An 11,960-nucleotide genomic window follows, 5' to 3' on the forward strand; every position below is an offset into this window, starting at 1 on the left:
TTATTTTTTCTGGTATGTAGGAACTGAGATGACAATTAAAATCGGGATCAACGGTTTTGGCCGCATGGGCAGGTTGGCACTGCGCGCCGCCTGGGAGTGGGATGACGTGGAGTTTGTGCATATTAACGATCCTGCCGGTGATGCGGCGACCCTGGCACATTTGCTCACCTTCGATTCTGTCCACGGCCGCTGGTGTCACGAGGCAACAGCCGAGGGCGATCAGATAGTGATCGATAATAAGCGCATCAATAGCAGTCGCAATCGCACCATAGCCGAAACCGACTGGTCTGGCTGTGACCTGGTGATCGAAGCCTCGGGCGTGATGCGCTCTAAAGCCTTACTACAGGCCTATCTGGATCAAGGGGTAAAACGTGTGGTGGTGACAGCGCCGGTCAAAGAGGACGGGGTACTGAATATCGTCATGGGGGTGAACCAGCAGCTGTACGATAAAGATAAATATCAGATAGTCACCGCCGCTTCCTGTACCACCAACTGTTTGGCGCCTGTGGTCAAAGTGCTGCACGAAAATATCGGCATCAAGCATGGCTCTATGACGACCATTCACGATATCACTAACACTCAGACTATCTTGGACGCGCCCCATAAGGATCTGCGCCGCGCCCGCGCCTGCGGTCAGTCGCTTATTCCGACTACGACAGGTTCTGCCACGGCCATCACCCATATCTTCCCCGAGCTCAAAGGCAAGCTGAACGGCCATGCGGTGCGGGTACCCTTGGCGAACGCTTCTATTACCGATTGTGTGTTTGAGATGCAGCGTCCGGTAACTGAGGCTGAGGTGAATGCCCTGTTCAAGCAGGCGGCCGAGGGCGAGCTGCAAGGGATTTTAGGCTACGAGGAGCGCCCGCTGGTGTCGGTGGATTACAAGACAGATCCCCGCTCCAGCATAGTCGATGCCCTGTCGACCATGGTGATCAACGGTACTCAGCTCAAGCTCTATGTCTGGTATGACAACGAGTGGGGCTATGCCAACCGCACCGCCGAGCTGGCGCGCCTGGTCGGCCGTCTAGACAAGGGCTAAAGGATAATATCTGATGTTCGCCAGTTTGCGCGCCTTGCCGTCTGAGATGCGGCAATACCTGATGGTGACGGGCAACTATTGGGCCTTCACCCTGACCGACGGCGCGCTGCGCATGCTGGTGGTGCTGCATTTTCACCAGCAGGGCTACTCGCCACTCGCCATCGCCATGCTGTTCCTCTTCTATGAGATTTTCGGTGTGGTCACCAATCTGCTGGGCGGCTATCTTGGCGCCCGTATGGGCTTGAATCGCACCATGAACCTCGGCCTGGGGCTGCAAGTGCTGGCGCTGGGCATGTTATTGGTGCCTGCTTCCTGGCTGACGGTAGCCTGGGTGATGGCGGCGCAGGCGCTATCCGGGATCGCCAAAGATCTCAATAAGATGAGCGCCAAGAGCAGCGTGAAGATGCTGGTGGCCAAGGGGGAGGAGGGCACTCTCTATAAATATGTCGCCATGCTCACCGGCTCGAAGAATGCCCTGAAAGGGGTAGGGTTCTTCCTCGGCGGTATGCTGCTCTCCTGGCTGGGATTCAAGGGGGCGATCGCCTCTATGGCGCTTGGCTTGAGCTTGATCTGGCTGCTGAGCCTGATAAAACTCAAGCAAGATCTAGGTAAGGCGAAGAACAAGCCCAAATTTAGCGAGCTCTTCTCAAAAAGCCGCAGCATCAATATCTTATCGGCGGCGCGCCTCTGCCTGTTCGCCGCCCGCGATGTCTGGTTTGTGGTGGCGCTGCCTGTCTATCTCGACAGCCAGTTTGGCTGGGATCATGCGGCCGTCGGTGGCTTTCTGGCGCTGTGGATCATAGGTTATGGCGCGGTGCAGAGCATGGCGCCCCAGGTGACGGGCAAGAAAGCAGGCAAGGTGCCTGATGGCCGCGCGGCGTTGCTTTGGGCGGCGCTATTAACCCTTATTCCGGCCGCGATTGCTGTGTTGATGGCGAAAACGGCTGCGCCTGAGAATCTTCAGCTTGTTTTGCTGCTAGGTCTGCTGATTTTTGGCGCCGTGTTTGCGATCAACTCTTCCCTGCACAGTTATCTTATTGTCAGCTATGCCAGCGACGATGGTGTCTCCCTGGATGTGGGCTTCTACTATATGGCCAATGCCCTTGGCCGATTGCTCGGTACTGTGCTCTCCGGCTGGATGTATCAGGAGTATGGGTTAACCGCCTGCCTGTGGATCTCGGCTGGGTTACTTGCCTTAACTGCGGCGATTAGCCTTTGGTTGCCAAGAAAGGGGTGATCGAGTGTAGATGTGCCTGGAGGGAGCGAAAACAGGATGTTTTCACTAAGCCGTTATGGATGGCGAAAAGCGTCCCGAAGGACTCTATGTGTCACTGCATCTACTACACGCCGTGAATCCATCCTTGGAGGCTTGACGATGGCATCCATGCCATCGACATTCGCAGCTGCAACAACACATGGTGTTATCTCTACAATTTGGCTTTTCTTTAAGTAAGAAGTCAATTTTTGGGTATTCAAAGTTCTCTGCTGGCGTGATATTTATTAGTTTGTTATTAATATCATAAAGATATAAACAACATCTCGCCTCGATAGTAAGTTTGGACGCTATGGAATCATCATGGCTTACAAGCCATTTTAAGTGGCTTGATATAGCAGAGAATAAGGAGTTTCAGTGAAATTAGCCTTGGTTAGCGACAATTCGACAGCCCAGGGAACAGAGGCTGTCGATTATTTATTGAAGAGTATTGGGGTACCGAAAAGCGATATTTCTATCGGTTATATTGCCTCATCTCCCGATCCAGATAAGTTCTTTTTTGGGCAAACAGTGGCGTTTTACCGATCACTGGGAATAGCGGATGTGGTCTATCTGGAATTAGAGGATGGCTATAGCCAGGTGTTGGCAACAGAGGTTTTGTCGAAAAGTGTCATACATCTGTCAGGTGGGAATACCTATAGGTTTTTATCTTGGCTAAAACATAGGGGGTTAGACGTTCAGTTACGTGCCCTGGCATTAAATGGTAAGCCCATGGTCGGTGTGAGTGCCGGTGCAATGCTATTGACCCCCTCAATTGCTTCGGCTGCCTTATGCGGCGATATTAATGAAGTTGACTTGTCAGACGATTCGGCCCTTGGGCTTATCCCTAGCTTATTTTGTGCCCATTCAACAAAAGATGTTGCCGAACAGGAGTTGGCGCTACAAATTTCAGCCAAGACGGGAAACAAGCTTGTTATGTGTAGCGACTCAGATGCTGTGTATGTGGATGATAAGCAGATAAAAGCGTTTGGCAAACCTGTGTGGATTGCATCAGAAACGGACATTTAGATTTGACTCGAGCAATGAGTTTATAAACCGGAGAAGCTATGGCTAAGGGACAGTGTAATTGTGGCGCGGTGGCGTTCGAGATCGATGGCGAGGTGACAGATATCTATGTCTGTCACTGCTCTATCTGCCGCCGATATACGGGTAATAATGGCGTGGCCGTGGTGATTGCCAGTAATGACAAATTTCGCTGGCTCAAAGGGGCTGAGCAGGTCACGACCTGGCGCAAGCCTGTGGGCGATTGGGAGTCGCGCTTCTGTCGTATCTGCGGATCATCACTGCCGATGAGAAATAGTGAGTCCAGTATGGCGGTGCCCGCCGGCAGCATTATCGAGGGCGGGGATAAGCTGCAGGTAAAGCATCATATCTGGGTGGACTCGAAGGCCAGCTGGGATGAGATAGGTGATGCAGGCAAACAGCATCTCCAGGCCTTTGAAGGAAGCGCTTAAGTGAAGTGTTTAAGATAAGCCTTTAAAAAAAATGGTATCTTGTTGTATTTAAAAGTATTACAGCCTTGCCAGGAGAGAAAGTGCAAGTTGGGGCTTACAGCTTGACCTAATCTTAAGTTTCGTTTTGTAGAATTTACTCAATTAGTTTTAATTTAACTGTTGAGATGAGTCTATATGAATGAATTTATTGAAAATGTACGTCAAAAGCTTACAGTGAAAGTGACGACATTTATTCTTCTTCTCTCAGGGTATTTTGCTTTCGTATTAAATCAGCCAGTGATTGGTAAGATATTTGCGCTTGGCAGCACAGTGCCAGACTGGTGGTTCCCCTATACGGCGCCAATACTGTTATTGGCTGCCTTTGTAATTATCTACTCCTTATTTGCCATTCCCTATCTGATTAAACCCTTTGCGATTTTTCTGGTGTTAACATCGGCAGCGGCGCTTTATGCCTCCCAAACCTTTCAGGTTATGTTTGATATGACCATGATGGAAAACCTGTTTGAAACTAATTCAGCCGAAGCCTCATTCTATATTAATGGCACCTCTCTTCTGTTTGTGCTGCTTTATGGTGTGCTGCCTTCCATAGTGATCGCATTGGTGCGTTTTGAGTATCGCAGTACGCTAGGGCAGGAGCTGTTTTCCCGTATTGTTTTGGTGATTAGCGCATTACTGGTGATTTTGATGATTGTGGCCAGCAGCTACAAAAATTACGCCTCTGTGGGACGTAATAATCATTATTTAAATAAGATGATTATTCCGGCTCATGTTTTTAATGGGGTCAAATACATTAAGCGCACCTATTTATCGACGCCATTGGAATATAAACAGATAGGTGATGACGCCGAGCTGATTGCCAATGACAATGGCAAACCGACCATGATGATCTTTATCTTGGGTGAAACGGCCCGGGGTATGAACTATGCCTATAATGGCTACCACAGAGAGACCAATCCCTATACTCAGAATCAGGGTTTTATTTCATTAGCCGATGTGCAATCTTGTGGTACTTATACCGCATTATCAGTCCCTTGTATGTTCTCTAATATGACGAGAGAAAATTACAATAAAGAGCGAGCCTACAATCAGGACAATGTGCTGGATGTAATTGCTAAAGCGGGAGTTGAGGTCTTATGGGTCGAAAACGATGGCGGTGATAAAGGCGTCGCAAAGCGGCTCCCTAAGGTTAAGATAGATCCTAAGCAAAAGGTTGAAAATTGTAACGGCATAACCTGTTATGACGCCGAAATGCTTCGCCATATAGACAATTTTTTAGCAGGAGATGATGTCAAGAACAGGCTATTAGTGCTACACGGTATAGGTAGTCATGGTCCTACTTATTGGCAGCGTTATCCCAAAGCTATGGCACGCTATACTCCGTCCTGCGATCGCAGTGATATCGAAAAATGTAGTGATGAAGAGATCCGAAATGTCTATGATAATACCATTGCCTATACGGACTATGTGACCTCGAAATTAGTTGAAAAGTTAGAAAATTACTCAGATAAATACAATGTGGCTCTGATGTATATCTCAGATCACGGTGAGTCTTTAGGCGAAAATGGGCTCTATTTACACGGCACGCCGTACGCGATTGCGCCGAAAGAGCAAACCACAGTCCCCTGGTTAATCTGGATGCCGCAGCAATATGCTGAGCAGAAACACATTGACCCCGGTTGTTTAGAGGGACAAACCCAGGTGACCCACGATAATCTGTTTCATACATTACTTGGGTTGTACGGGGTTAAAACGGCTGCCAAACAAAGTGATTTAGATTTAACAGCCCGTTGTAGCGTTTAAAGAGCGGCTTAACGCTATGGGGGTGATTGTTTGGCTATCGATTTAAACATTCAGGGTAAAGCCACCGATGAAGTTGCTACTAATAGAGGACTCAGAACCTTTACGACGGGGCCTGATGGTCGGATTACAGAACTTGGGTTACCGGGTTGATGAAGCCGCTGATGGTGAACAAGGGCTCGCGATGGCCTTAAGTCTGCGATATGACCTGATAGTGTTAGATCTGATGTTACCTAAGATGAATGGCCTACAGATTTTAGCCGAAATACGGCAAAAGGGGCTGCAGATTAAGGTGCTGATTTTATCTGCCAAAAGTGAGGTTAAGGATAAAATTGATGGTCTGATGCAAGGTGCAGATGACTACCTAGCCAAGCCTTTTTCTTTTGAAGAGCTACACGCCCGTATTATCGCCCTGACACGACGAGGTGAACTGACCGAGTCGACAAGCCAGGGGGAGGTTAATGGTTTTCGCATCGATGGCGAGAAAAAGCGGCTAACTTATCAACAGCAAGAGATTGAGCTGACTCCCCATGAATTTCGAGTCGTAGAGTGTATCTTTAATGCTCGCGGCAGAGTGGTCAGCCTAGAACAGATAAGTGACGCCCTGGTCGGTGAGTTTGATTATGTTTCTAAAAACACCATAGAATCGCACTTATCTGCGGTGCGGCGCAAAGTCCGCGAGAAGGGGGCCGTGCTGCCCATTAAAAATAAGCGGGGCTTTGGCTATATAGTCGAAGTGCTTTAATAGGGATCTTGTTCCAACAAGGCGATGTAAAAATGAAACGAAGCGCATCAATCATGGGAGGCTTGGTCAACTCGCTCTTGGCTGTGTTTTCACTGTTTATTTTTATTATTTTCCTCGTCGTTGATCTCCTGGTGGATAACTGGGCAGACGAACAATTTGAAGATGATTTAATGAGTCATGCCAGCTATCTCCAGAATTTGATTAAAGAGCAGGAGCAGACCGCAACGCTCAAGATAGATACCTTGTTGATCAAAGAGTTTGCCGATAAGGAACATCCAGAGCTAAGCTTTTTTCAGGTCTGGGATGACAAGAAGCAAACCCTTCAACGCTCCCCTTCATTGCAGGATTTTCCCGATGTTGAACTGATTAGGCTCGAGCAGCCGATTAACAGTATTAAGCTAGTGAATGTTGAGTTGCCAAATGGGGATTCCGGCCGAGCTGTGATGAGCTATTTTGCGATTAACCTTCCTCAGAAAAATAACCCTGTACCTATCTATCTGACCGTCTATAAATCGGATAATGCTTTAGAGACTTTTCTTTGGGGCGTGGATATCCTGCTGTTCATCTCATTTTTTGTGGCCATTTTTATTATGCGCACTCTGGCGATTCGCATAGTTTCTAACGGTTTAAAGCCACTTGATTTTATTAACCAGCAGATTAAGAGTCTCAGTCTGGCTCGGCAAAATAATCACAACCTCTCTCTGAATATTTCCCCCTTTGAGCCACCTATTGCTGAGATCGAGCCGATCCGCAATGAACTGAATAATTTTATTCGTACCAATCAGCAGTTGATTGAAAAAGAGCAGCGAATCACCGCCGATATTGCCCATGAACTCAAGACACCGATCGCGGAAATTATCAGCTTGACTGAGGTGTCGCTTAATTTCCCTGATGATGTTCGTATCAGCGAAACCTATCAGCAGGATATGCTTAAAATCTCCCTGCGGATGAAAAAAATTGTTGATAACTTACTCTTGTTACAAAGGGCATCTTCTGATCAGTTTGTGGTGCAGTTAGAGGAGGTCGAGTTAGAAGATCTGCTGTTAGAGGTTCAAAATAGCCTGATGTTTAAATACCCGGATATAAAACAGCGGGTCGTCAGGAAAGGGGAAGAGTGGCATCAATTGGTGATAGTGGACTATTTCAGCCTCTATACCATTTTGCTCAATCTGCTCGATAATGCGCTCTATTACGGCAAAGACCAAGGCTTGGTCGGCGTTAGCCTGGATCTGGACGCCGATGCAAGTTTAACCCTGATCGTGACGAATGAGTTGGATGAAGTGTTAACCGATAGGCAACTGCAGCAGTTAACCGAGCCGCTTTACCAGGTAGACTCAGCCCGAACCGAACAACAAAAGCATGGCCTGGGCTTATCCATAGTGCAGCAGCTATGCCAGCAGAATCAGCTAAGGTTGAACATAGACAAGGGGGGCGACGGTTCCACCCTGAATGTGGCGATTAAAAACATCCGCTGTGTCGACGCTGAAGCGGAGCAGAGCCGTTAGGGCTAAGGTCTGGCTTTATTTTGCTGTAAAACACTTATTTAAAAGATGATTTAAAAGAGAAGTTAAAAGATGACTTAACTGCTTTATCTTACAGTGATAGCGCATTTTAAAGCCGAGAGTGTAACTAATAAATCGAGGGAAAGACCATGTATCAGGGGCAATGTCATTGTGGCAATGTGCAGCTGAGTATTAGCCGGTTAACGGATACCGCGACCTGTTGTAATTGCTCCATCTGTCAGCGCTATGCCGGGCTTTGGGGCTATTTAACTGAGGCGGAAGTGACAGTAACAGTCGGTGAGCATGGGCTTGACAATTATGAACAGGGTGACAGGTTTCTGAGTGTGAAGCGTTGCAAACACTGTGGCTGCGTGACCCACTATGTCTGCACCGAGCGCTATAAACAGATTGCCACTGAGGGTAAAGGTGATCGGCTGGCGGTGAACTACAATATGTTTCCCCGTGAGCAGCTGGCCGATATCAAGATCCTCTACCTAGATGGCGCCGACACTTGGGAGTATCTGGATGAGGGATGGACAATCCCATCCCTCTAGCATCTCCTGCAAACGCTTAGAGCTATACTCGTTCTGCCGCCAGTTTAGCCGCGCGCGCGCCATGTTCAAACGCCCCGTGGGCATTCTGGGCACCATTTAGCTCTGAGTGGGCTATGATGATGCGGCCATATCCTTGCTTGACTATATCCAGCGGGTTTTGCGAGCCATCCTTGCGCATCATAAAGCCTGCCGGGCGCGCTAAACGGGCGTGTCCCCAACGGTTGAGCACGATACCGGCAATGTCGCGCTTGGCATCGAAACCGTATTTACCGAACATGCGGGTCATCTGGTGGCGCAGCAGCAACTCATAATCGGCATACTGAGTGCTGAACATGCGGATACGGCCGCCCAGGGTCTGGCGTCTGGCGTCCGTCTCATTCTTGTCATAGAGTCCCATATAGAGGGTGAAAATCGCAGGCTTACTGGGATCCATCGGCGGCGTATGACCATCGACCTGCATCGGGGCGCGCAGGTTACCGCAGAAACCGAGCTGGTTCTCATCATCGAACCAGCGCACCGCACCTACTCCCAGCTTAGCGAGGAACTGCCAGTTGCTGAGGGCGACGTTGATCACCAGCGCCGGAGCATGAATAAATTCCTGGTAGGCATTGCTAATCACCTTTGGCATGTCGGTGAGGATATGGCGATTGACCCAGCCGCCGCTGGCCATGATCACTTGTCCTGCGGTTAATTTATGTAGCTTGCCGCCTTTCTCGTAGGTGATCTCTACCTTGTCGCTCTGGTGATCCTGATTTTTGTGTTCCACTTTCACCACAGTCGCAGCCAAGCGCATGCGGGTAGCCTGCTCTGGGCTGTCTAAGGCAGCGAAATTGACCTTGCCAAACAGCATATCGCCGAATGCATCTTCACCATCAATCGCCTTGGGATTGATTTTTCTCGCCAGGGCGCGGGCGAAGGCGCTGTTGCCGCCGGGAAAGGAGGGAATGGCGTTTTTAAGGTTCATCACGAAGCGGCTGGCTTCTTTGGCCGAGGCGTTTTCGGGGGACAGGCCCGTGAGTAGCCCAACCAGCGGGCGACACATATCCTGCACCGCATCGTCATAGCCTTTCACCTGGCTGAGGAAATGGCTGTAGCTCATGTTGTCCAGCTCGAAGTCACTGAGGTTTTCTGTGCCGCCCTTGTTTTGACGCCAGGCTAAGAGATCCTTTTTCGCCTGTTCACTAAAGGGAGTATTTTGTAGCTTGTCGCTCCAGATATTCTTGCTGAAATAGGGGCGGGATGCGCCCTGTTTATTGTCAAAATAGTAGGCCACATCCACTAGATTTTCGCCTATGCCATCCATGTTGGTGTAGTTGTCTGTGGAGAGACGAATATCCTGATAGGGGGCGACCGGCTGAGAAAACTCATATTGGCGTGGCAGTTCAAGTTCGGTAAACAGCCTATCCATCTGGGTGCCTGAGCCCGGTGCAGGAACGGAGAAATCATTAGCGGCCTGGGGGCCGATTAGCTGCACGCCATCGACCACAAAATCATTCTGTTTCGAGGCGCCGCCGAAGATGGGATGGTTATCCAGCATTAAACAACGCTTCTTGCCCTGGGTGAGTTTTTGAAACTCATAGGCGGCTAACATGCCCGCCGGGCCGCCGCCGACGATCACCAGATCATAATGCTCGGCGGCTTCCGGACTCTGGGGCAGTTGTGACCAGGTATTATCGCGAATGCGGTGGGCAGAGGTGACCACATCATGGGTGTTGCCGTTGGACTTGGCATAGTCGCCCGTGCCGCCAAAGCCTGTCCAAGGATCCCAGCTTGGGCTACCGCTCGACGGCTTCTGATTGGTTGGCGCGGCGGCCTGGGTGGTGCTCGACAGGCCAGATAAGAGCAGTGCGCTGCTGGCAAGCGTGCCGTTAACAAAGTCACGACGGGTGATCGCCTTGTCCATACCCAGTAGGTTGGCGATTTTCTTATTATTGTTTTTCATAGGGTTACTCTTGTTATTGCTTGGAGTTGCCTTCGATTATTGTGTTAACCGTGTTTATGATTCAAGGGGTTAATCTTTACCAAATGTGTCCGGCTGAGGTATGTAGCATTTTTGTTGTGTTTATTAACAACTGGCTTTCATTTGCCTGTGGTTTCGTTGTACCCTGAGAAGCAATTAACAGGGGTGGCGCAGATCACCGGATAAAGATAAAAATAACGAGGTTTTCATGGAAGCTATTACTGAGTTTGTCAGTACGATCAACGGCTTTGTGTGGGGCACTCCCATGCTGGTGATGATCCTAGGGGTGGGGCTGTTTCTCTCATTTGGTTTGAAATTGATGCCCATTTTAAAGTTGGGCACAGGCTTCAGGCTGCTCTGGTCCGGACGCATCCCAGATAAAGATAAAGAGGTGAAAGGGGAGATCAGCCCCTTTAATGCCCTGATGACATCCCTCTCGGCGACCATAGGTACGGGGAACATTGCCGGTGTGGCAACGGCGATTTTTGTTGGTGGTCCTGGCGCCCTGTTCTGGATGTGGTGTACCGCGCTGGTGGGGATGGCGACCAAGTTCTCCGAGGCCGTGCTGGCGGTGAAATACCGTGAGGTGGACGACAACGGCAACCATATCGGTGGCCCCATGTACTACATCAAGAATGGTCTGGGTAGTAAATGGGCTTGGCTCGGCACCGCCTTTGCCCTGTTTGGTTCGTTCGCCGGTTTCGGCATTGGTAATACAGTGCAGGCTAACTCGGTTGCCGATGCGCTGAGCAGTAATTTCGGTGTGCCAGCCTGGGTGACAGGCCTGATACTGATGCTGCTGGTGGGCGCCGTGCTGGTGGGTGGCATTAAGCGTATCGCCGATGTGGCGGGTAAATTAGTGCCACTGATGACTGTCTTCTATATCATGGCCGGTCTGGCTGTGCTTGTGGTCAATGCGGCCGAGATCCCAGCGGCGATCGCACTGATTTTCCACAGCGCCTTTAATCCTGTGGCGGCGCAGGGCGGTTTTGCTGGTGCGGCTGTGTGGGCGGCGATCCGCTTCGGTGTGGCTCGCGGTGTATTTTCTAACGAAGCGGGTCTGGGTAGTGCACCAATTGCCCATGCGGCGGCGCAGACCAATAACCCTGTGGCTCAGGGCTTGGTAGCCATGCTGGGCACCTTTATCGATACTCTGATTGTTTGTTCTATCACGGGCCTAGCGATTGTGGTATCCGGCGCCTGGACATCCGGTGAGAACGGTGCGGCGCTAACCTCCTACGCCTTCAGCCACGCCCTACCTATGGGTAACTATATTGTGGCGGTGGCGCTGTCGATATTTGCCTTCACCACGATTCTGGGCTGGAGCGTTTACAGCGAGAAATGTGTGCAGTACCTGTTTGGGGTGCGCGCCGTTAAGCCGTTCCGCTTTATCTGGATCTTAGTGGTGCCGCTGGGGGCTATCAGTTCACTGGACTTTATCTGGCTGCTGGCCGATACCCTCAATGCCATGATGGCAATACCTAACCTGATCGCCCTGGCCTTGTTAAGCCCAGTGGTGTTTGGGTTGACCCGGGAATATTTTATCAAGAAGCGTCAGCAGGAAGCTGAGGCAAAAGCCTAAACTTTCAGACAGATAAAAAGCGCCTCTGGGCGCTTTTTTTGTGTGTAACATAGG

Annotated in this window: 10 protein-coding genes; 9 read left to right on the top strand and 1 reads right to left on the bottom strand. The window is 50.0% G+C overall.

Annotated features, from left to right (window positions below):
* The first annotated feature begins 28 nt into the window (after window positions 1-28).
* The 8 genes from LZP69_RS11645 to LZP69_RS11680 all read left to right on the top strand — a co-directional run bounded on the left by LZP69_RS11645 (window position 29) and on the right by LZP69_RS11680 (window position 8,364).
* Window positions 29-1,039 carry an ArsJ-associated glyceraldehyde-3-phosphate dehydrogenase gene (locus LZP69_RS11645; RefSeq protein WP_234200765.1) on the top strand — a complete coding sequence of 337 codons (1,011 nt, stop codon included), beginning with the start codon at window positions 29-31 and terminating at the stop codon, window positions 1,037-1,039.
* A 13-nt stretch (window positions 1,040-1,052) separates the two neighbouring features.
* A complete protein-coding gene (arsJ, locus tag LZP69_RS11650; RefSeq protein ID WP_234200766.1) occupies window positions 1,053-2,276 on the top strand; it encodes an organoarsenical effux MFS transporter ArsJ in 1,224 nt (407 codons plus the stop codon).
* Between the two features lie 393 nt (window positions 2,277-2,669).
* Window positions 2,670-3,320, top strand: coding sequence for a Type 1 glutamine amidotransferase-like domain-containing protein (locus tag LZP69_RS11655; protein WP_234200768.1), 651 nt, complete (start codon window positions 2,670-2,672; stop codon window positions 3,318-3,320).
* Between the two features lie 38 nt (window positions 3,321-3,358).
* Window positions 3,359-3,766, top strand: a complete 408-nt coding sequence (locus LZP69_RS11660; protein WP_234200769.1) for a GFA family protein — start codon at window positions 3,359-3,361, stop codon at window positions 3,764-3,766.
* Between the two features lie 174 nt (window positions 3,767-3,940).
* The gene (locus tag LZP69_RS11665) at window positions 3,941-5,566 is read left to right on the top strand and encodes a phosphoethanolamine transferase (protein WP_234200770.1); all 1,626 of its coding nucleotides are present in this window, start codon (window positions 3,941-3,943) and stop codon (window positions 5,564-5,566) included.
* 67 nt (window positions 5,567-5,633) lie between these two features.
* Window positions 5,634-6,308 (top strand): response regulator transcription factor, encoded by a 675-nt coding sequence (locus LZP69_RS11670; protein ID WP_234200771.1) that lies wholly within the window; start codon window positions 5,634-5,636, stop codon window positions 6,306-6,308.
* A gap of 32 nt (window positions 6,309-6,340) precedes the next feature.
* Window positions 6,341-7,813: an ATP-binding protein gene (locus tag LZP69_RS11675; RefSeq protein ID WP_234200772.1), complete on the top strand. Its 1,473-nt coding sequence runs from the start codon at window positions 6,341-6,343 to the stop codon at window positions 7,811-7,813.
* A gap of 146 nt (window positions 7,814-7,959) precedes the next feature.
* Window positions 7,960-8,364: a GFA family protein gene (locus LZP69_RS11680; RefSeq protein WP_234200773.1), complete on the top strand. Its 405-nt coding sequence runs from the start codon at window positions 7,960-7,962 to the stop codon at window positions 8,362-8,364.
* 22 nt (window positions 8,365-8,386) lie between these two features.
* Here the strand turns inward: LZP69_RS11680 and LZP69_RS11685 are convergent, their stop codons facing one another.
* Window positions 8,387-10,306: an NAD(P)-binding protein gene (locus LZP69_RS11685; RefSeq protein ID WP_234200774.1), complete on the bottom strand. Its 1,920-nt coding sequence runs from the start codon at window positions 10,304-10,306 to the stop codon at window positions 8,387-8,389.
* 226 nt (window positions 10,307-10,532) lie between these two features.
* On the opposite strand from LZP69_RS11685, the gene LZP69_RS11690 reads away from it, so the two are divergent.
* Window positions 10,533-11,906 (top strand): alanine/glycine:cation symporter family protein, encoded by a 1,374-nt coding sequence (locus tag LZP69_RS11690; protein WP_234200775.1) that lies wholly within the window; start codon window positions 10,533-10,535, stop codon window positions 11,904-11,906.
* The last annotated feature ends 54 nt before the right edge of the window (window positions 11,907-11,960 follow it).

The organism is Shewanella sp. AS1 (genome assembly GCF_021412565.1).
Classification (GTDB): Bacteria; Pseudomonadota; Gammaproteobacteria; order Enterobacterales; family Shewanellaceae; genus Shewanella.